This is a genomic window from Myxococcus sp. CA040A (assembly GCF_013336725.1).
Classification (GTDB): domain Bacteria; phylum Myxococcota; class Myxococcia; order Myxococcales; family Myxococcaceae; genus Myxococcus; species Myxococcus llanfairpwllgwyngyllgogerychwyrndrobwllllantysiliogogogochensis.
In genome coordinates, this window is the sequence record NZ_JABUMR010000002.1 from 712,714 (window position 1) to 733,051 (window position 20,338).

Here is a 20,338-nt window from a genome sequence, read left to right on the forward strand (position 1 = left end):
CGCCAACGCAGGGGCTCCCCGGGGTGGGGGTGGGCGCCTGCCTGGGCCATGCGCACGCTGGCGGAGGGGGGCCAGTGGCATTGGCGACGGGCGGGGGCCTGTGTTAGGCCGCCCCTCCCCGTTGGCCTGCCCAGGAGACAGGAGAAGCGAATGGCCCGTCGCCACGTCCGAGTCGTCGGCGCGATGCTCGAGAACGAGGAGGGACGCTACCTCATCACCCAGCGTCCCCCCACCGCATCGCTGCCCCTGCTGTGGGAGTTCCCCGGCGGCCGCGTGGAGGAGGGCGAAAGCGACTCCTCGGCCCTCGCGCGGGAAATCCAGGAGGAGATGGGCGTGGCCGTGGAGGTGCTCGACCAGGTCATGCACACCCGCCACGAGTATCCCACCTATGACATCGACTTCCGGGTGTTCCGCTGCCAGTTGGCGGAGTCGGAGCACCACATCCGCCACCTGCGCGTGCATGACCACCGCTGGGTGACGTTGGAGGAGATGTCGCACTACCGCTTCCCCGACGCGGACGCGAAGACACTGGCGAAGCTGCTGGACCTGGACACCTGACGTGGCGCCCCGCTGGACCTGGGCCCTGCTGCTGAGCGTGGGGTGGGTCGCCTGCTCGCGTCCCAAGCCCGTTCCTTCCGAGGTGGCCGTCCAGGAGGACGCCGGCACCCAGGCGCCCGCGGTCGGTGTTCCCGGTTGCGGGGCCTACGGCATCCCCCAGCAGGCGGGCGTGGTTCCGGACGAGTTGCCAGAGCTGTCCGGACTGGCCGCCAGCGTCCGCCACCCCGGCGTGTTCTGGGCGCACAACGACTCCGGCAACGACTTCGAGGTGTTCGCCATCGACGAGGCGGGCCGTGTGCGGGCCCGGTTGAAGCTCACCGGCGCCGAGCCTCGGGATGTGGAGGACGTGGCGGTGGGGCCGTGCGCGCCGGGCGAGCCCCGCACGTGCGTGTTCCTGGCGGACATCGGCGACAACTTCGAGCTGCGGGAGCAGGTGCGACTGTTCCGGGTGCCAGAGCCGGAGACGCTCGGCGACGCCACCGTGCCGGTGGAGGTGCTGCCCTTCACCTATCCGGACGGCTCGCATGACGCGGAGGCGCTGGTGATGGACGCGCGCTCGGGGCGCTTGGTCGTCCTGACCAAGACGCGCCGCTCGCTGGGCGACGTCTTCGCGTTGGACGGCCTGTCACCCGGCTCCGTCATCCAGGCGACGAAGCTGGGCACGCTGGAGGTCCCCGGGGGCGTGGATCGGCTTTCGACGGCCGCGTCGTTGCATCCCTCCGGCCAGCGCCTGTTGGTGCGCACCTACTCGCGGGTGTGGGAGCTGCGACAGTCGGGGGCGACGGATGTCGAGTCGCTGTTGAAGGGCGCTCTCGTCGAGGTGCCGGCCGGGAGCCAGGCCCAGGCGGAGGCGGTGGCCTATCTGCCGGACGGCCAGGGGTATTTCCTGGGCACGGAGTTCACAGGTCAACCCTTGTGGCGGGTGGGGTGTCGCTGATCTCGCGACTCCTGAGTCGGTACGTGGCGTGAAGCCGAGCCAGCGGGTTGACGGTCAGCCGGCGGTGAACATCTTTGCCCGGCTGAGTGTGACGCCATCCGGGCACGGGGCCCGAATGCGCGGGGAGGGGGAGGGCGAGCGTGCCGACGATGAAGCCACAGGAGCTCCCGCCGGGTATGGGCCCGCGGGGAAAGAAGTCCGAGAAGCCAGGGTCGCCGGGCAAGGGGTTCAAGTTCGGCTCACCGCTGGGCTACATCCTGCTGCTCGTCCTGGGCTTCCTACTCTTCCGGAACGTCTTCCAGGACGCGGGCGTCCGGCGGGTGAGCTACAGCCAGTTTCGCGACGCGGTGGAGTCCGGCAACTTCAGCCGGGTCCAGATTTCCAACGAGTGGGTGAAGGGTTTCCTCAAGGACACCGCGCAGCCGCCGCCGCCCGCGCAGGGTGAGCGCCCGCTGCGAGGCGAGCCCAGCGCGCTGCCGTGGATGGCGTACCGGGTCCAGGGTGACGAGTCGCTCGTCCCGCTGTTGGAGCAGAAGGGGGTCCAGTTCGAGGCCGTGCCTCAGTCGGGGCTGGGCGAAGCGCTGTGGATCTGGCTCCTGCCCCTGGGCCTGTTCTTCCTCTTCTGGAGCTTCATGATGCGGCGGGTGGCCGGAGGCATCGGTCAGGGCCCGCAGAGCGTCATGAGCTTCGGGAAGACACGCGCCAAGGTGCAGGCCGAGGCGGACACCGGCGTGGGCTTCAAGGATGTGGCCGGCGTGGACGAGGCGGTGGAGGAGCTGAAGGAGATTGTCGAGTTCCTCAAGACACCGGAGAAGTTCCGCCGCCTGGGCGGGCGCATCCCCAAGGGCGTGTTGCTGGTGGGGCCTCCGGGCACGGGCAAGACGCTGCTGGCGCGAGCGGTCGCGGGTGAAGCGGGCGTGCCGTTCTTCAGCCTCTCCGGCTCGGAGTTCGTGGAGATGTTCGTGGGCGTGGGCGCGGCCCGCGTGCGTGACTTGTTCGCCCAGGCCACGGCCAAGGCGCCCTGCATCATCTTCATCGACGAGTTGGATGCCATCGGCAAGAGCCGCAACTCGGGCGTCGCGGGCGGTCATGACGAACGCGAGCAGACGCTCAACCAGTTGCTCGCGGAGATGGACGGGTTCGACAGCCGCGCGGGCCTCATCATCCTGGCGGCGACCAACCGTCCGGAGATCCTGGACAGCGCGCTGATGCGGCCGGGCCGGTTCGACCGGCAGGTGCTGGTGGACCGTCCGGACAAGCGCGGCCGGGAGATGGTGCTGGAGATTCACGCCCGCGGCGTGAAGCTGGGCCCGGACGTGGACCTGAGGACCATCGCCTCGCGCACGCCGGGTTTCGCCGGCGCGGACCTGGCCAACGTGGTGAACGAGGCGGCGCTGCTCGCGGCCCGACGCAACCGCGACGCGGTGATGCGGGCGGACTTCGAGGAGGCGATTGAGCGCGTCGTCGCGGGCCTGGAGAAGAAGAACCGCCGGATGAACGAGCGCGAGAAGGAGATTGTCGCGCACCACGAGGCGGGCCACGCGGTGGTGGGTTGGATGCTGCCGCACGCCGAGCGGGTGACGAAGGTCTCCATCATTCCACGGGGGCTCGCGGCGCTCGGCTACACGATGTCGCTGCCTTTGGAAGACCGTTACCTGATGTCGCTGGACGAACTGCGCGACAAGATGGCGGGGATGATGGGGGGGCGCGCCTCGGAGGAGATCTTCATCGGAGAGATTTCCACGGGCGCCTCCAATGACATCCGTCAGGCCACGGAGGTCGCCCGGCTGATGGTGCGGGACTACGGCATGAGCACGCTGGGCCCCGTGGCCCTGAGCGCCGACCATGGCCCCAACTTCCTGCGCTCCGCGGGCATCCCCGAATCGCGCACGTACTCCGAGCAGACGGCGCGGATGATCGACGAGGAGGTCCGCAAGCTGGTGAGCGAGGCCCTGGACCGGGCCCGAGAGGTGCTCACCCATCACCGGGACAAGGTGGAGGCCCTGGCCGCGCGGCTGCTCGCCGTCGAGGTGGTGGAGGAGGACACGATGACGGGCATCCTCGGCCCCAAGGTGCTGGCCCAGCGAGGGCTCTTGCACCCCGAGGCCCGCCAGGTCATCTCCGCGCACCCGGTGAACACCAACGAGGAGGCTCCGCCCACGCAGCACGCGGAGAAGCCCCTGGACTCGTAACGGACGTCCGGGCGCCTGCCCTCCGGCCTGGCCCACGCCCCCCGCCACCGCACATTCCTGCGGTGTCCGGGGGGCGAAATTATCTTGAGACCTAAAGGAGGCGACGCCGTGGAGAACAGGATCGGCAAGAGCTATGTGGCCCGGAAGGCTCTCTTCGCGAAGGGGCTCAAGGAAGGGCGGCTCACGGTTCAGGAAATCGAGGAGGCACTGCCAGCCGGGACGTTGACGGCGGCGGAGCGCTGGCTCCTCTACTACTCGCTGCGGGCCGCTCAGGTGGAGATCATCGACGAGGTGACGGGGCAGATCGACCATGGGTTCATGGCCGAGACGCCCGCGCCCCAGGAGCACTAGCTCCCCCTCGCGTTGACACGCCCTCGCGCGCGGTTAGGTTGCGGCCAGGAAAGCCTACCCGCGCACGAGCGCCTTCACACCTCGACTTCAGGTTCGACATGTCCGGCAATTCCCACACCGACGCATCCCAGGAAGCCCAGCACGCCAACGGCGGAGGTCCGCCGGGCCCAGACGCCGGGGAGGCCGCTGCCCGCTCCGAGGAAGCCGAGGCTCGGGCCCCCGCCGATGACGTCGTGTCCGAGGCCGCCGACGCGGAGAAGGAGCGCCTGCGCGCGGACCTGGAAGCCTCCCGCCGTCGAGTGGACGAACTGGCGCGCGCCTACCAGGCGGTGAACAAGGACCGCGAGGAGTTCAAGCAGCGGCTCACCCGCGAGCGCGAGCGGATGATGGACGTGGAGCGCGGCAACGTGGCCGTGTCGCTGCTGGAGGCCATCGACGAGCTGGACCGCGCCCTCTCCATGAGCGCGCAGGACTCCTCCGCGTTGGCCCAGGGGGTGCGGATGATCCGCGACTCGCTCCTGGCCAAGGCCCAGGGGATGGGCATCGAGCGCGTCACTGTCGTGGGTCAGCCGTATGACCCCAACGTGGCGGAAGCCACGGACATGGAAATCACCACCTCCCCGGACGAGGACCAGAAGGTGGTGGCGGAGTTCCGAGCGGCCTACCGGCTGAAAGACAGGGTCATCCGCCCCGCCCGGGTGAAGGTGGCCAAGTACGTGGCCCCCGCCCAGGCGTGACGGGCGGTTGCTCGAAAAACGCGGAAGACGGCGGCGGCGTGGGTTGTTCCCGCCGCTCGCCATGCGTCGCCGTATAAGCTGCCACTCCGTGTCTTCTCGACTGCTGTCCGTTCTGCTCGTCCTGGCGGTGACTCCTCTGACGGCGGGTGCCGAAGAGGAGGGTCCGGTGGGGCCCTGGCTCCAGGCGCGTGTGCGTGAGCACGCCGCCTGGTTTACCTATCAAGGCAATGGCGAGGGCCGTGCGGGCGCCATGGGGCTGTGGCGCGAGCGCCCGGCCGGTGAGCCGGGCCTTCCCAACTTCGTGCCACCCACGTCGCTGGCGCCGCTGATTCGCGCGGTGGAGGCGGGCGTCGTCAACATCACCACGGTGAGCCCCCGGGAGAGCGGGCTCGCGGGGATGAAGCGCGCCACGGGCTCGGGCTTCGTGCTGACGGCGGACGGGCTGGTCGTCACCAACAGCCACGTGGTGTCCGGGGCGAACAAGATCGCCGTGCGCCTGTCGGACGGCCGCGAGTTCTCCGCGGAGGTCGTCGGCCGGGATGCATCCACGGACGTGGCCCTCCTGCGGCTGAGCGGCTCCGACATGGGGGATTTGCCGGCGTTGTTCCTGGGAGACTCGGACCGGCTGGAGGTGGGGGACTGGGTGGTGGCCATCGGCAACCCCTTCGGCCTGGACCACTCGGTGGCGCACGGCATGATTTCAGCCAAGGAGCGCGTGCTGGGCGTGGGTCAGTTCGACGACTTCATCCAGACCGACGCGCTCATCAACCCGGGCAACTCCGGCGGGCCGCTCTTCAACATGAAGGGCGAGGTGGTGGGGGTGAACACGGCCATCATCAGCCAGGGGCAGGGCATTGGCTTCGCGGTGCCCATCAACCTGGTGAAGGATTTGCTGCCCAACCTGCGGGAGAACGGGAAGCTGGAGCGCGGCTGGCTGGGCGTGGTCGTCAACGATGACCGGGAGAGCGGCGAGCGGCGCGCGCCCCTGGTGAAGGACGTCTTCCGAGGCAGTCCCGCTCACGCCGCGGGCATCCGCTCCGGCGACAGGTTGGTCGCGGTGAACGGGCGGACCATCGGCTCCTATCTCCAACTGCTTCGCAAGGTGGCGCTGCTGGCGCCGGGTTCGGAGGCGCGGCTGACGCTGTTGCGCCCGGGGGCGAAGCAGGAGGAGGTGACCGTGCGGCTGGTGGAGCGTCCCGCCCAGGAGGCCACGGAGGGACTGGTCCAACGCACGTCCAGCGACGAGGACCTGGGGCTGGCGCTGCGGGATTTGACGCCGGACGTGGCCGCGCCGCTGGGGCAGGAGGCCTGGGCGGGGGCGCTCGTGTCGGCGGTGACGCCGCGCAGCCCCGCGGACGAGGCGGGACTTCGCGTGGGCGACGTGGTGACGGAGGTCAACCGCAAGCGGGTGAAGGACGCGGCCGGGGTGCGCGCGGCGCTGTCCAGGGGCAGTTCCGGGGCGAGCATCCTGCTCCGGGTGAAGCGGGGCGACTCCCTCCAGTACGTGGCCATCGCCCGCTAGAGGGAGTCAGTCCGTGACGCGGGCCTAGCGGCTCGCGTTGGCGTCCTTGCCGTTGAGCCACAGGCCGAGCTGCGTGCCGGTGCGGCCCTCGGTGACGATGAGCCCCTCGATGCGGGCCGTCACGCCGTAGTTCTTCCCGCCGCCCTTCTTCGGCAGCGACCACACACCCTGCGGCGTGAAGACGACCTGGGCGCGCACCCCGCGCATGGAGAACATGCGGGAGAAAATCTGTCCGTTCCACCCGTCCGGCAGCGTGCCGGTGACGGTGAGGTAGGGCAGCACGGGGTTGCCGTTGCCGTCCGACTTCTTCGGGGCGCCGTGAGTCATCGCGTAGCGGCCACCGGGGAAGAACGGGGTGATGTTGATGGTGTACTCGCCCGTCACCGGAGAGTACGGGCCCGGCGACAGCATGCTGGCGTCGTCCTCCACCACGATCATGTACAGCTGCTTGCCCTGGTACTTCTTGCGGAACGCCTCCGCCTGGGACTTGCACTGCGGGTCCACCAGCGCCCCTTCACACGCGCCAATGTACTTCTCCAGGAAGGCCCCCAGGCCGCCCAGGGGCTCGGACTCGTCGCGCAGCTTGGCGAAGCGCGCGTCCACGTCGGCCAGGGCCAGGGTGGGCAGGAGGAGGGCGGCGACGGCGACCAGAAGGCGGCTCAAGACGGAGAACTCCAGGGCTTTGGGGGGAGGGGAATGGTGCCATGTCCCGCGAAATCCCGGGGATGCCTTCTCGTAGGTGGGCAGGGGTGGATGTAGGTAAATAAATTGCCTACATATGGCTACCATGTAGGGTGTGCCTGTCACCACCTGTTGCCGGGAGGCACCCCCAGTGTTCGAGCGTCCGCAAGAGCGTCGTACTCACCTGCGCTTCGACAAGGTCTTCACCGTCTACCTCACCACCCAGGATGGGATGATGAGGGGCGTCGGTCGCAACATCAGCGCTCGCGGCATGTTCGTGGAAGTCCGGGACCAGGTGGGGCTTGGAGAAAAGCTCAAGGTCACCTTCGCCGGCGAGGACGGCACGGAGATGACGTGCCTGTGCGAGGTCCGCTACCAGGTGGCGCTGGCGTTTGGCCGCAAGGACGGGCGCGAGGGCAGCAGCCGCGGCGTGGGCCTGCGAATCGTGGCGTACGAGACGCACGACGACGCGCCCCTGCTCCTGGTGGACCGCGAGCGGGTGATGCACTGAGGTGACGCGTGGGGGCCCGGAAGGGCCCGGGTGGCCCGACGCTCCCGTGACAGGGGGCCACGACGGGGCGACCTCCGAGGCACCCACCACGCATGACAAGGGCACGGTCCTCGAGGAGAGGAGCCGTGCCCTTGGTGTTTCAGGGGGCGGAAAGCGCGCCCGGATTACTGCGAGAAACCCTCGAGGAGGTAGTGGGCCTCGATGCGCTTGAGCGCGAGGATCATCGCGGCGCAGCGGGTGTCGACGGCCTCGCCGGCGCAGTAGCCGCGGCTGTCGTGCATGTCCGTCTTGCGCGGCTGGTTGCGGGAGATGTCGCGGATGATGCGGTAGTTGCGCTTCATCGCGCGCTCCAGGCGCTGGTCGACCTCGGCCTCGCTCCAGCGCTCCATGCGCTTGTTCTGGATCCACTCGTAGTAGCTCACCGTCACGCCGCCGGCGTTGGCGATGATGTCCGGGATGAGCTCGATGCCGCGCTTCTGGAGGACGCGGTCGGCTTCCGGGGTGGTGGGGCCGTTGGCGCCCTCGGCGATGAGCTTGACCTTGAGGCGCTCGGCGATTTCGGCGGTGATTTCACCACCCAGCGCGGCGGGCAGGAGGATGTCCGCCTGCACTTCCCAGAGGTCCTTCTTTTCAATCTTCTGGGCGCCGGGGAAGCCCAGCACGCTGCGCTTGAGGTTCTTCGGGTCCTGGACGTAGGCGGTGAGCGCCTGCACGTCGATGCCGTCCCCGTTGTAGATGGTGCCGTCGGAGTCATTGACGGCCAGGAGGCGCGCGCCCATGCCGCCCAGGATGATGGCGGCGTGGCTGCCCACGTTGCCGAAGCCCTGGAGGACGAACGTCTTGCCCTTCACGCTCTCGCCACGGTCGGCGTAGTAGTCCTCGATGCAGAACGCGACGCCCTGGCCGGTGGCCTTGCCGCGGCCCTCGGAGCCGCCGATGCGGACGTCCTTGCCGGTGACGATGCCGCGCAGGTTGTGGCGCTCGCGCTCACCGTCGGAGAACTGGCGGTACAGCAGGGCCATGATCTCCGGGTTGGTGCCCACGTCGGGGGCGGGGATGTCGATGTTCGGCCCGATGAGGCTCTTGAGCCGGTACATGAAGCGCAGGGTGATGGCCTCCAGCTCCTCGCGGCCGTACTCGCGCGGGTCAATCTGGATGCCGCCCTTGCCGCCGCCGAAGGGCACTTCCGCGATGGCCGTCTTCCAGGTCATCTCCGCGGCCAGGGCCTTGAAGAGGTCCAGGGACACCTCGCGGTGGTAGCGCAGGCCGCCCTTGTAGGGGCCACGGGCCTGGTTGTGCTGGACGCGGTAGGCCTTGAAGCGCTGGGACTCACCGGGAACCAGCTGGTAGACCTTGCCGTCCGGCAGGCGCAGGTGGCCCTGGCGGATGGCGACGTCGGAGCCCAGGAGGGCGCGGCCGTTGAGGATGATGCTGCCGTTGGCGAGCAGCTCCAGGCCTTCCTTGTTGCGCACCTGCGTCTCGGGCAGGTCGGCGAACGTCTTGGCCCGCTCGGGGATGAGGGGGACGAGGCGGTCCTTCAGCTTCGCCGTGACGTAGAAGATGTGCTCGTAGTCGGGCTCTTCCAGCTCCAGGCGGACGCGCTTGTCCAGCTTGATGAGGTCCGCCGCCCGATGGAAGATCTCCATCGCCTCGGTGTAGACGGTGCGCTTCGGCGTGGGCGCGGGAGCGCGCATGAAGTTCTCTTCGCTGGCCATGATGAAAGTGGCTCCTTGTGGTCCCAGCCACATGGGGCCGGGGACGCGGGGATAGCGGGGCCCTTATGCGCATATGCGACACAGGGGGTCAACCGCCGTGGCGCCCACCTCCCGTCCCGAAAAACGGAGCGATGACGGGTACTTATGGCAACGCGCTGTGTCACCGACGGCGGATGCACTGTGTCATCGTTGTCGCGGTGCCAGCGCCGTTCGTTGGTGTTCGAAGCAGGGTGTTCAAAATCAAAAAGAAGGGGCACATCATTTCTCCTTGCCCCACTTCGAACGCGATGGTACTCAGCGCGCCGCCTTCCGCCGACATAGCTCAGTGGTAGAGCAACTGATTCGTAATCAGTAGGTCCCCAGTTCAAGCCTGGGTGTCGGCTCCATACAGTGAAAAGGGTCGGTTGCCGCGAGGCAACCGGCCCTTTTTGCTTTGGGGGTCATCCTCCCTTCCAGGGGGCCATCACCTCGCTGCTTTCAGAGAAGATGAGGCCGTCCTTCTGGATGGCGCCGATGCACAGGAAGTCGCCGGAATCGAAGCCGACGTTGAGGACTCGCTGGGTGGCGTCCCCGAGGAGCGTCGGACCCATGCGCCGTGCGAGATGCCGGACGGCGAGCGCGGCGTACGCCAGTGCCAGGGGATATTCGGCGTCGTTGCCGAGCCCGTCTTCGTGCCCATAGGCGACTTGGTAGATGGAATCGAGGACGGTGGAGCCCGAGTCGGGCGTGCCCTTGCCCCACCGCTCCCGGAACAGCCAGTCGGGGTCGGTCGCGTCATAGGGGGCCCCGATGAGATGGACGTCCGCTGTCACGCGCCCCCGCACCGTCGGGTTGAAGAGGCCGAACCATAGGCCGGTGATGGGCGCTGGCGGTGGTGTGGTCCGCATGATGGTTTCGAGCCACTGCTGGAGCCGCCGGAGATCGCTCTCCACATCCAGGGTGCGTAGGGCAGACCAGTCCGGATGAGGGCGCGTTGTCCCGCAGAACTGGATGATGCGCAGGAGTCCTTCCGTGACGGAGAGCTCCGACTTCGCGACGCGCTCGATCTCATTGAAGAGCTTGACGGCATTGTAGGAGGTCATGGGGCGATTTTACTGGCGCTCCCTCGTTCAGGAGTCCAGTGGGCAGGAGAGCAGCGCGCCGGTGTGCCTCCACCACTCCGAAGGAGTTGGCGCCAGTGCCCAGGTGCCAACGTCTTGGAGAGGGAAATCAAGACAGATGCCGATGTGACAGGCGTTGAAAGTGTCAAGGCGCTGTTAACAGGGCGCGGTTCCAGGGTATCTGTCCCGATTTTTATCACAATCAGGTGGCAGAGAGGGTTTGTGTGTGTTTGTGGTGAAGACGTTCGAAGCGCGTGGCCGGAACGCCCGAGTCGTTCTGACGGTTGATGATGAACTCCGATGAGAGGGGCCTCTCGAAGCGTGGCGGAACTGACCGACCCGTACTGCTATTTCACAGGGCCATGATCCCCTCAAAAACACGCGCCACACTGTCGTGCGGTCTCTCCAGCCTCATAGCTGTCATACGGTGGGGAGTTTCTCGTGCAGATCAAATACCCAACGTTGACCGTCCAGGTGCATCCAGGCTCACAGTACCAAAGGAGGCTGGGTGTGTAGCCAGCCGCGCAGGCCGCTATCGCCTGTTCGGCCTGATCGAGGCTTTCCAACTCCTCTTCAGGGCCGACACCACATCCCAGGCAAAGCGTCCCAACCATCATGAGTGCGCCACCAATGAAGGCCTTCGCTGTCATGCATTGCCTCGGATGTTCTGTGCGAGATTGCACGGACTCATATGGCACGCCATTGAGCGGCGCCGCGATGTCTGGGATGTGGAAAGTGTTCTGCGATAGACGGTTCCAAGCGCATGAGACGGAGAGAGGCTGTCTCGGGGCTGAAACAGGCGCGGATGGAGATCGCTGACGGGGCCTGGGCTGTGCGCCACCACGCTGGTGGACGGGCCAAGCATTCTGGGTCGGTTGCCGCGAGGCGGTCGGCCCTCTTGGATTTCGAGGTTTCGCTCGTGGCTTGGCTGCGCGCGGGTGTGTCCTCGCCGAGCGTCGGCTGATAGGAACGTCCCATGAACCACGGTCCTCCCCGCCGGGTCGCCATCGTCGCGGCCCTCCGTACTCCCTTCGCCCGCAGCAACACCGCGTACGCACGCCTCTCCAACAAGGACATGCTGACGGACGTCCTGCGCGGCCTCGTCGAGCGCACGGGCCTGGGCGGCGTCCGGCTGGGGGAGGTGGTCGGCGGCGCGGTGATGAAGCACTCGCGCGACTGGAACCTGGTGCGGGAGTGCACGCTGTCCAGCGGGCTGGACGCCGCCACGCCCGCCTATGATGTACAGCAGGCGTGCGGCACCGGCCTGGAGGCCTGCATCCTCGTGGCGAACAAGATCGCCCTCGGGCAGATCGACGCGGGCATCGCCTGTGGCACCGACACCACGTCGGACGCTCCGGTGGCCGTGAGTCGCCGGATGCAGCGCGCGCTGATGGCCATCAATGGCGCGAAGACGCAGGGAGCGAAGCTCGCGGCGGCCCTGAAGTTGCTCGACCCGCGCGCGTTCGTGCCGGAGATTCCCGTCAACGCCGAGCCTCGCACGGGCCTGTCCATGGGCCAGCATGCCCAGCGCACGGCCGACCGGTACGGCATCACCCGCGAGGCCCAGGACGCCCTCGCGCTGGCGAGCCACCAGCACCTCGCGCGGGCCTACGACGCGGGCTTCTTCTCCGACCTGGTGATGCAGTACCAGGGCCTCGCGCGCGACAACAATCTGCGGCCGGACACCACCCTGGAGAAGATGGCGAAGCTGCCGGGCGCCTTCGACCGCGAGAAGGGCACCATCACCGCGGCCAACTCCTCCCCGTTGACCGATGGCGCCTCGGCCGTGTTGCTCGCCAGTGAGGAGTGGGCGCGTGCGCGCGGACTGCCCGTGCTCGCGTATCTGTCCGCGGGCGAGGTGGCCGCGGTGGACTTCGTCGACGAGCGCGAGGGGCTTTTGATGGGCGGCGCTTACGCCGTCCCCCGCATGCTCCAGAAGCGCGGGCTCGCGCTGGGGGACTTCGACTTCTACGAGATTCACGAGGCCTTCGCCTCCGTGGTGCTCTGCACGCTGGCTGCCTGGGAGTCGGACGCCTTCTGTCGCGAGCGACTCGGGCTTCCGGGGGCCTTGGGGGCCATCGAGCGTGACCGGCTCAACGTGAAGGGCAGTTCCATCGCGGCCGGACATCCCTTCGCCGCCACGGGCGGTCGCATCGTGGGTACGCTGGCCAAGGCATTGTCCGAGGCGGGCTCCGGCAAGAAGGGCCTCATCTCCATCTGCGCGGCGGGCGGTCAGGCCGTCACCGCCATCCTCGAAACCTAGGGAGCGACGACCTCATGGCCGACAAGCTGATGACGCTGGCGAACAACCCCGTGACGGGAGGGCTCGTGAGGGCGCTGGGGCTGCCGACCCCGCCTCCGCTGGCACGGGCCAAGGAAGGCTGGGTAGCGCAGCCCTTCGTGGACCGTGTGGTGTTGCTGGGTGCGGCGCCCGGTGGCTTCGCGACGGAGGCTGCCCGGAGCGCGCTCTCGGGCGGGGGCGCGCGCGTTCTGGACGTGTTGCCGGAGCAGGAGGGCCGAGGTGTGGATGTGGCGCTCTTCGACGCCACGGGGCTCTCCACCCCGGCTGACTTGCGCTCCCTCTACGATTTCTTCCACGCGACGGTGCCACGACTGGCGCGCAACTCGCGTGTGCTGGTGCTCGTGGGGCTTCCCGAGGAGGCCCCGGGGCCCGCGGCGGCCGCCGTGGCGCGTGGTGCCGAGGGCTTTGTGCGCAGCCTGGGCAAGGAAGTGGGACGGCGCGGTGCCACGGCCAACCTCGCTTACGTCGCGCGGGGTGCCGAAGACCGGCTCGCTGGGCCCGTGCGCTTCTTCTGCGGCGTGCAGGCCACCTATGTCTCCGGACAGGCGGCCCGAGTGACGTCCTCCGTGCGCCCCGTTGTTTCGGCGCCCATGATGGCCGCGCTGAAAGGGAAGGTGGCGTTGGTCACCGGGGCCGCGCGAGGCATCGGCGCGGCCACGGCCGAGCGCCTCGCGCAGGAGGGGGCTCGTGTGGTGCTCCTGGATGTGCCCGCGCTCCAGGATGCCCTGGATGCCACAGCCGCCCGTGTGGGCGGAGAGGCCCTGGCGCTCGACATCACGGCCCCCGATGCGCCCGCACGCCTCGTGGCGGAGCTGCAAGGGCGCCACGGCGGCGTGGACGTGGTCGTGCACAACGCGGGAATCACCCGTGACCGCACGATCGCCAAGATGACGCCCGAGGCGTGGGACCAGGTGCTGTCCGTCAACCTCGCCGCCATCATCGCCGCCGACGAAGCGCTGCTCGCCTCCGGTGCGCTGCGGGACGAAGGGCGCCTTGTGTACCTCTCCTCCATCAGTGGCGTGTCGGGCAACTTCGGGCAGACGAACTACGCGGCGACGAAGGCAGCGCTCATCGGCTACGTGGCGGCGCTCGCGCCGACGCTCGCGCCGCGTGGCATCTGCGCCAACGCGGTGGCTCCGGGCTTCATCGAGACGGCCATGGTGGCGAAGATGCCTCTCATGACGCGCGAGGTGGGCCGCCGGCTCAACTCCCTGTCACAGGGCGGCCAGCCGCGCGACGTGGCGGAACTCATCGCCTTCTTCGCCAGTCCCGGGGCATACGGGGTGACGGGCAACACCTTGCGTGTCTGTGGGCAGGGCCTCGTCGGCGCCTGAGTGACTCGGGCGCGCTTCTCGCCGGGCGCGCCGGTCATGGAGGGCGAACACCTGGGGCGACACGTCGCTCCAGATGCCTCCCTGATCTGATGAGCGCCCGACGACGCAAGTCACTTCGCCATCGGTATGTCTCGCTCGTGTTGCCTTGCTCTGAATGCAAGACGGACACGGAAGGGGCGCCACCCGTCGCGCGGTCTTGCCCCGGGGTTTGCTCTGTTCATTCCCGATGTGACGAGCCCAGTCCGTGGGCCACCTTCCGGAACGCATCGCGCGCTTCCGGCGTGAAGGTCGCGCCCACGAACACATGGAATGCGCCGGGGTACTCGTACAGCCGGATGCTTCCGCCCACGGCCTCCACTTTCCCGCGGAGCTCGCGGGCGTCCAGGATGAACAAGTCATCGGTGCCCTGGAACACGTCGATGGGCGGCAATCCGCGCAGGTCGCCGTGAATCGGGCTGAGGGTGGGAAGCGAAAGGTCATCGCCCCCCGCCCACCACTGCCCCGCCTCCAGCAGGCGCGCGGTGCTCAGCATGACGTCGCGTGGCTCGATGGCGGGGATGCCCGGGTTCGTCATGGCGAGATCCAACCAGGGCGAGAACAGGATGAGTCGTCCCGGGAGTGGCAGGCCGAGGTCTCGGAAATGAAACGTCTGCCCGAGTGCCAGTCCACCGCCCGCGGAGTCCCCGCACAGTGCCACCTGTGTCGCGGGGGTCGTGGCGAGGACCTGCCGATACACCTCGGTGAGAAAGGGATAGGCGTCGCGATGCGTGAATTCGGGCGCCAGCGGATAGATGGGGACGGTGACGCTCGCACCGGTGTGACGGATGAGTGACTCGATGATGCGCCAGTGCGGGAGGATGAACTCGTTCACATACGCGCCGCCGTGCGCGTAGATGAGGTGCCATCCGCTGGCACGCTGGCGTGGCGTCAAATTGAACACCGCGCGTCCGGCGACCTTTCGTTCCTCCACTTTCGTGAGTGCGTGCAGTGCGCGCGGTAGCGCAGGAATGGTGGGATACGTGCGCGTCTTCGCGGTCCGCCGGAAGGCCTCGGGGTCCGAGCGGTACTTCTTTCGGAGGCCCAACCAGAACTTCGCGGCGCTCATCCTGAGACTGCTCATGCGACTCCTGAATCCCAGGATGGAATCGCCGAGCTTCGCGTCGTCACGTTCCATCCTCGGATGCGGAGAGTCTACGTCAAGATCGACGGACTCCGCGCAACTGACGGGAGGCCCAGCACATCTCTGGCCCTCAGTGATGAGGTGACGAAGACGGCGAGGACGCCGTGAGTCCGCACGCCCGGTTGGCGGGAACGGCCACGTCGAGCTTCTTCGGCTTGGGCAGGTCGAGGTGCTCCATGATGCGGATGAACTCCTCCCTGCTTTTCCCCGCCACGCGGGGGTTGTGCCGCTTCTCCTCGGCGATGCTCGTCACCGTGCGGCCCTTGTAGTCGTGGGCGGGGTAGACGAGCGTCGTGTCCGGGAGCCCGAAGAGGACCCGCGTGACGCTGTCGTAGAGCTGGCTTGCGTCCCCGTTCTGGAAGTCGGTGCGCCCGTTGCCGCGCACCAGCAGGGCATCCCCGGTGAAGACACGGTCCCCCAGGAAGTAGCTGACACTGTCGTCCGTGTGGCCCGGTGTCGCGAGCACCTGGAAGTCGAGCGCGCCTATCCGCAGGTGGTCCCCGTGGCGGACCTGGACGTCCGCGCACGCGGCGCCTCCCACGCCCCCCACCACCGTGCACCGCGTTCGCGTCCTCAAGACGCCAGACGCCGTGACGTGGTCGGCATGCACGTGGGTGTCGAAGACGTGCGTCAGCGTGAGGTCCAGCTCTCGCACCAACTGGAGATCCCGGTCGACCTGCTCCATCACCGCGTCGATGAGGACCGCCTGACCCGTCGACTCATCTCCGAGGAGATAGGTGTAGGTCGAGGACTCGGAATCGAAGAGCTGGCGGAAGATCATGTCGAAGCCTCGTGTCCCTGTGGCTCGAGGGGAACGGACTCAATCCCCTCAGCCTCAGAGTGCGACTCGCGGGGGCAGGACAGGACACTCGAGGGACAAGGGGCCCCGCTCCCTGCTCACGGGGGGCTTGCCGCCGGTGTCCCCGCATGCAAGCTCACCCTGTCTTCCATCGAAGGTGCGCTGGCGCACCTGCCTGCCCCCGGAGCCTCACCATGAAGCCCACTCTCGTCATCGCGACCGTGCTCGCGAGCCTTCTCCTCGGTGCTTGTGCCAGCCAGCAGCGGCCGGTCCGGGACGAGGCCCACCGCTGGGTCGACGCGGGCGCCACCCTGGTGGATGTCCGCACCCCGGAGGAGTTCGCCGCCGGTCATCTGCCCGGTGCGGTGAACATCCCCGTGGACGACCTGTCCCAGCGACTCCAGGAACTCGGCCCGCCCGAGAAGCCCCTGGTCATCTACTGCCGCAGCGGTGGACGCAGCGCTCGCGCCGAGAAGCTGCTGAAGGAGCAGGGCTTCCAGCAGGTCCTCAACCTCGGCCCCATGTCGACGTGGGAGTGACCGGGCTTCACAGGCTCCGGCGCAGCGGCCCCGGAACCTCCTTCGTGCGGTCGCGGATGACGCGGTTCTTCGCGTCCACGAACACCACGGTGGGCGTCCACCTCGCCACCTCGGCCTCCTCCACTTCCGCGAAGGTGGCCAGGATGACCAGGTCTCCTGGCTGATTCAGGTGCGCGGCCGCGCCGTTGATGCAGATGACACCGCTGCCGCGCGCTCCACTCAACGTATAGGTCTCCAGCCGTGTGCCGCGCGTCACGTTCCACACGGCGACCTTCTCGTAGGGGACGATGTCCGCGGCCTCCAGCAACGCCGCGTCGATGGTGACCGAGCCCTCATAGTCGAGGTCGGCCTGAGTGACGGTGGCGCGATGAATCTTGGACTTGAACAGGATGCGTCGCATGGGAGCCCCGCGAACTCATGGAGTGGTGTGTTGAAAGCCGCTCACGCCGGAGAGGGACGCCAGCGCCCTCGCCGTGTGCATGTAGTCTTCTTCCTGGGCCGGTAACTCCAGGACCAGGTGGTCGATGCCCTGCTCGAGCAGGTGTCGCAGCATGCCGAGGATTCGCTCCCTGCCTCCGACGAGCAGGGGGCAGTCCGCCTGGAAGCGACTGAAGGGCTCGAGCCAGTAGCCCTCGACGCCCTTCACCTTGTCGTCCGCCAGGCGCAGCATCCGCCCCTTCCAGACGGCATCCGTGTTCTGCGCGGAGAAGCGCTGCATGCGCTCTCCCCGTGCATCGGCTGGATAGAGCTCCCGGGCCGCGCGCCAGGCGTCCTCGTCCGTGTCACGGCAAATCAGGCCGAGATGAACGCCCCGAAAGCCGGTGGGCAATACAGCCAGGTCGGGCTGGAGCATTCCCAGTCCACACGCCCGCAGTCGGCTGGCCGTCTCGCTGGCCCCGGTGGACTGCCCCGCCACGAAGAGGCCGGGACGCAGATGGGGAGGCAAGGGCGGACGGAGCAGCAGGTTGGCGACCCCGTAGAAGTCACCGCCAAAGGAATACGGCGTCGTCCCGGCGCAGAGCCCGACGACGACCTCCGCGAACTCGCGGACCCGCTGATATCGCTCGTCGTGGCTCAATTCCTCATCGAGCGCCTCGAGGTCCCTGAGTGACGTCCCCGCGACCAGGTTGAGATAACACCGTCGATGGTAGAGCGTCGCGATGGCCGAGATGAACCGCGCCACGGTGAAGGGGTGCATGTAGATGGGATTGACCGCCACCAGGGGGCTCAGCTTCGGATGCGCGCGGACCAGCTCCTGCGCGAGGAACCAGGGCTCCACCGTCACGTCGTTGCCCGTATAGATGAGCGTGCCGGTGAAGCCCGCATGCTCCGTGAGCTCGAAGGTGCGCTTCGCCTGTCCATGGAAGGCTCCGAGCTCCGCGCTGCGAGGGCAGGTCGTGAAGACTTTGATCGGCATCGAAATTCCTATCCGATGGATGGCGTTGTGGCAGTGTGTCCGACTGCGAATGACACGGTCAACGAGGGGACGGATGAAGAAGGCGGACACGCAACGTAAGGTCGTCCGTCTGGGATTCGTGGCGGACCAGGTTCATGACTTGATGGGAGAGCGACCCAGACGTCTGGAGACGTTGCAGCAAGGACTGCGGGCCCGGGTGCTTCGCTGTCATCTGCGCGGGGGCCGGAGTGTCATCGTCAAGGCGTCCACGGAAGTGACGCAGACGGGGCGCCGGGAATGGGAGGCGTTGCGCTTCCTGTCCGCCCGCGCGCCGTCCCTCGCGCCCCGCCTGCTCGGGCGCTCGAAAGACAGACGTCTGGTCATCATGGAGGACCTGAAGGGGGAGACGTTGGCGCGTCTGCTCGAAAGGGAGAGCGAGTCGGGAGCGCGCAAGCCGCTCGTGAGCATCGCGGAGCGTCTGGGGCATTTCCATGGCCAGCAGGTGACGCGACTCGATTCGCTCCCGCGCTCGCTCCGGGGCGAATACCTTCAGCAGGCGAAGGACTGTGTGTCCCTGCAGGGACGGGTGCTGGGCCTGCTGGAGCGCGCCGGGGTGAAGCCCTCGCCGGGGTTCGATGGGGCCTGGCAGGAGCTGGTGGAGCGCATGGGCTCTCCGGGGGCCTTCCTGACGGTGACACACGGCGACCTCGCTCCCTCGAATGTCCTGCTCACCCCGGCGGGCCCACGTCTGCTGGACTTCGAGTACACCGGCGCCCGTAGCGCGCTCTATGACGTGATGTTCTGGGAGTTCGTGGTGCCTTTTCCCCGCACCCTGGCCCGAGCGATGACCCGGGCCTACCGGACCGCCCTGGGGGCAGGCCTGCCCGAAGCCCGCGACGAGGCCCGCTTCCGCCAGGAGTTGGCGACGCTGAAGACCCATCGCTTCTACTGGTGGCTGACGTTTCGCCTGGCGGAAGCGCTGGCGGGCGCGGATGCCCACTGGGTCCCCGGGTGGCGCCTTCGGCCCGCCTATCTGTTCTATCTTCAGAATTTCCTCACCACCTCTCGGAGCCTCGGTGTGGAGGGGCCCCTGACACGGACCGCTCGGGCGCTGGCGACCCGGTTGCGTGAACAATGGGTGGACCGCGCGGGTTACCCAGACCACTTCCTGCCTGCCCCCTCGCTCCAGGGCCGGCGAGGCTGACCTCGCGTCAGTTCGTCCTTCCCTTGATGGGCACCGACACGGAGAAGGTCGGCCCATCAATCACGACGCAGTGGAACCACCCCACGGGATTGAGCAGGACTTCTCCTGGAGCCAGCTCCACCTCCAGCCGCCGGGCCCGCTTGAACTTCGTATGGACTTCCAGCCGGGGCTTCAGCGGCTCCACCCAGCAGTTCTGGAAGGAATTGTAAGCTGTCACTGGATAGAGATTGTCGCGCTCCAGAGGTGAGTACATGAGCACCCGCTTGCGCCCGAGCAATTGGATGAGCAGCCCATTGACGGGGTCCCTGTGGAGGCCGGTGACGGCCTGACTGCTGTCGGAGGCCCCCGCCCAGAGCTGAGGGGCGCCGAGCGGCAGCGCGCCGTTCTGGGCGAAGGCCAGACGGAAGGCGCCGAGGAACGCGGGCGGCAGCATGCACCCCTCGCTGTACGTGGGGCCGCCTGCCTGGCGTGCGAGCACGTGGCCCATGAATTCCGAGAGGGGCAGGGCCCGGCCCAGGGACTGGGGCTCGATATGGATGCCGCTGACCTGCTGGGCCAGGGCCTCCCAACTGCCAGGAAGACAGTGGTCCAGCAGTCCCGTGGCGACCAGGGGGCGGCTGGCGTCCACGGCGGCCCGTATCACTGCCACCGAGGGACGATGCACACGCTCGATGGAGGTCACGGCCGGGTGACGGCCCGCGCGTTGCTCGGCGGCTTCATAGACAGCCTTCACCTCGGGGGAAGGACGCAGCAATGCCTGTCCCATCCGCGTGACGAGCAAGGGGTTTCCCTCATAACGAATACCGCCGTGGATGCGGCGATCTCTCAGGTCGATGGACCGGGCTTCCTTGATCAACAGGTTGGCAATCTCATCCGGAACCCAGACAGTGGCATCCGCGGGCCGAGGTGAGTCCTCCCGCACCTCGATGCCATGCGGTCCCAGATGCAGTTGCAGTCGATGCCCCGACGCCTCATCCCCGATGATGATCTGACACACCTCCCCGTTGCCCGGGTAACCGGTCAGTCCCCAGGACAGCTCCCGGGCGAGGTCTCTGCTCAGTTGCTCGGCGGGACGTGGCTCTGCGGTCATCATGGTGCGCTCCCTGCGCTGCACTCCATAACGATAACGCTGACGACGGTGGCGCGGGTTCCGGGGAAATAGAGACGTCTTCGCGTATACCTTGGAATTTTAGAAAAACAAGAGCAGTCATCTACTGGCAGTGAGGGGGTTGTGATATGTGCACGGCCGCCAGATGTTGGAAGCCGTTGGCGTGGCGTCG

Annotated in this window: 19 protein-coding genes and 1 tRNA gene; 12 read left to right on the top strand and 8 right to left on the bottom strand. The window is 67.8% G+C overall.

All coding sequences use genetic code 11. The features are described 5' to 3' along the window. Window positions 1-150 precede the first annotated feature (150 nt). The 6 genes from HUA75_RS09740 (at window position 151) to HUA75_RS09765 (ending at window position 6,297) form a co-directional block, all read left to right on the top strand. Window positions 151-558: a (deoxy)nucleoside triphosphate pyrophosphohydrolase gene (locus HUA75_RS09740; protein ID WP_141643200.1), complete on the top strand. Its 408-nt coding sequence runs from the start codon at window positions 151-153 to the stop codon at window positions 556-558. A gap of 1 nt (window position 559) precedes the next feature. Continuing rightward, entirely contained in the window at window positions 560-1,495 is a 936-nt protein-coding gene (locus HUA75_RS09745; RefSeq protein WP_174486206.1) for a hypothetical protein, read from the top strand. A 176-nt stretch (window positions 1,496-1,671) separates the two neighbouring features. After that, complete coding sequence (ftsH, locus tag HUA75_RS09750) at window positions 1,672-3,687, top strand: ATP-dependent zinc metalloprotease FtsH (RefSeq protein WP_141643201.1); 2,016 nt, start codon at window positions 1,672-1,674, stop codon at window positions 3,685-3,687. Between the two features lie 108 nt (window positions 3,688-3,795). After that, a complete protein-coding gene (locus tag HUA75_RS09755; RefSeq protein WP_141643202.1) occupies window positions 3,796-4,038 on the top strand; it encodes an RNA polymerase sigma factor region1.1 domain-containing protein in 243 nt (80 codons plus the stop codon). A gap of 98 nt (window positions 4,039-4,136) precedes the next feature. Next, window positions 4,137-4,775, top strand: a complete 639-nt coding sequence (locus HUA75_RS09760; protein WP_141643203.1) for a nucleotide exchange factor GrpE — start codon at window positions 4,137-4,139, stop codon at window positions 4,773-4,775. 61 nt (window positions 4,776-4,836) lie between these two features. After that, window positions 4,837-6,297 (top strand): trypsin-like peptidase domain-containing protein, encoded by a 1,461-nt coding sequence (locus HUA75_RS09765; protein ID WP_174456786.1) that lies wholly within the window; start codon window positions 4,837-4,839, stop codon window positions 6,295-6,297. A gap of 24 nt (window positions 6,298-6,321) precedes the next feature. On the opposite strand, the gene HUA75_RS09770 is transcribed toward HUA75_RS09765, so the two are convergent. Then, window positions 6,322-6,960 carry a DUF6066 family protein gene (locus tag HUA75_RS09770; protein ID WP_141643205.1) on the bottom strand — a complete coding sequence of 213 codons (639 nt, stop codon included), beginning with the start codon at window positions 6,958-6,960 and terminating at the stop codon, window positions 6,322-6,324. A 169-nt stretch (window positions 6,961-7,129) separates the two neighbouring features. Between HUA75_RS09770 and HUA75_RS09775 the strand changes: the two genes are divergently transcribed. Further along, window positions 7,130-7,489, top strand: a complete 360-nt coding sequence (locus HUA75_RS09775) for a PilZ domain-containing protein (protein ID WP_141643206.1) — start codon at window positions 7,130-7,132, stop codon at window positions 7,487-7,489. Between the two features lie 164 nt (window positions 7,490-7,653). Here the strand turns inward: HUA75_RS09775 and HUA75_RS09780 are convergent, their stop codons facing one another. Next, window positions 7,654-9,204, bottom strand: coding sequence for a Glu/Leu/Phe/Val dehydrogenase (locus tag HUA75_RS09780; protein WP_141643207.1), 1,551 nt, complete (start codon window positions 9,202-9,204; stop codon window positions 7,654-7,656). Window positions 9,205-9,515: 311 nt separating this feature from the next. On the opposite strand from HUA75_RS09780, the gene HUA75_RS09785 reads away from it, so the two are divergent. Further along, a tRNA-Thr gene (locus tag HUA75_RS09785) sits at window positions 9,516-9,590 on the top strand. Window positions 9,591-9,644: 54 nt separating this feature from the next. Here HUA75_RS09785 and HUA75_RS09790 read toward each other — a convergent pair. After that, window positions 9,645-10,286 (bottom strand): hypothetical protein, encoded by a 642-nt coding sequence (locus HUA75_RS09790; protein WP_174486207.1) that lies wholly within the window; start codon window positions 10,284-10,286, stop codon window positions 9,645-9,647. 994 nt (window positions 10,287-11,280) lie between these two features. Here HUA75_RS09790 and HUA75_RS09795 point away from each other — a divergent pair. Beyond that, on the top strand, window positions 11,281-12,567 hold the full coding sequence (locus tag HUA75_RS09795; RefSeq protein WP_141643209.1) for an acetyl-CoA C-acetyltransferase: 1,287 nt from the start codon (window positions 11,281-11,283) through the stop codon (window positions 12,565-12,567). A gap of 14 nt (window positions 12,568-12,581) precedes the next feature. Then, window positions 12,582-13,940, top strand: a complete 1,359-nt coding sequence (locus HUA75_RS09800; protein ID WP_141643210.1) for a 3-oxoacyl-ACP reductase — start codon at window positions 12,582-12,584, stop codon at window positions 13,938-13,940. 217 nt (window positions 13,941-14,157) lie between these two features. On the opposite strand, the gene HUA75_RS09805 is transcribed toward HUA75_RS09800, so the two are convergent. After that, the gene (locus HUA75_RS09805; protein ID WP_174486208.1) at window positions 14,158-15,060 is read right to left on the bottom strand and encodes an alpha/beta hydrolase; all 903 of its coding nucleotides are present in this window, start codon (window positions 15,058-15,060) and stop codon (window positions 14,158-14,160) included. Between the two features lie 130 nt (window positions 15,061-15,190). Further along, window positions 15,191-15,901 (bottom strand): MBL fold metallo-hydrolase, encoded by a 711-nt coding sequence (locus HUA75_RS09810; protein WP_141643212.1) that lies wholly within the window; start codon window positions 15,899-15,901, stop codon window positions 15,191-15,193. A gap of 212 nt (window positions 15,902-16,113) precedes the next feature. Between HUA75_RS09810 and HUA75_RS09815 the strand changes: the two genes are divergently transcribed. Continuing rightward, on the top strand, window positions 16,114-16,458 hold the full coding sequence (locus tag HUA75_RS09815; protein ID WP_174486209.1) for a rhodanese-like domain-containing protein: 345 nt from the start codon (window positions 16,114-16,116) through the stop codon (window positions 16,456-16,458). 7 nt (window positions 16,459-16,465) lie between these two features. On the opposite strand, the gene panD is transcribed toward HUA75_RS09815, so the two are convergent. Next, window positions 16,466-16,858, bottom strand: coding sequence for an aspartate 1-decarboxylase (panD, locus tag HUA75_RS09820; RefSeq protein ID WP_141643214.1), 393 nt, complete (start codon window positions 16,856-16,858; stop codon window positions 16,466-16,468). Between the two features lie 15 nt (window positions 16,859-16,873). Next, the gene (locus tag HUA75_RS09825) at window positions 16,874-17,875 is read right to left on the bottom strand and encodes an LLM class flavin-dependent oxidoreductase (protein WP_174486210.1); all 1,002 of its coding nucleotides are present in this window, start codon (window positions 17,873-17,875) and stop codon (window positions 16,874-16,876) included. A 73-nt stretch (window positions 17,876-17,948) separates the two neighbouring features. On the opposite strand from HUA75_RS09825, the gene HUA75_RS09830 reads away from it, so the two are divergent. Continuing rightward, entirely contained in the window at window positions 17,949-19,058 is a 1,110-nt protein-coding gene (locus HUA75_RS09830) for a phosphotransferase family protein (RefSeq protein WP_174486211.1), read from the top strand. Window positions 19,059-19,065: 7 nt separating this feature from the next. On the opposite strand, the gene HUA75_RS09835 is transcribed toward HUA75_RS09830, so the two are convergent. Continuing rightward, window positions 19,066-20,151: a cupin-like domain-containing protein gene (locus HUA75_RS09835; protein WP_141643217.1), complete on the bottom strand. Its 1,086-nt coding sequence runs from the start codon at window positions 20,149-20,151 to the stop codon at window positions 19,066-19,068. Window positions 20,152-20,338: the final 187 nt, after the last annotated feature.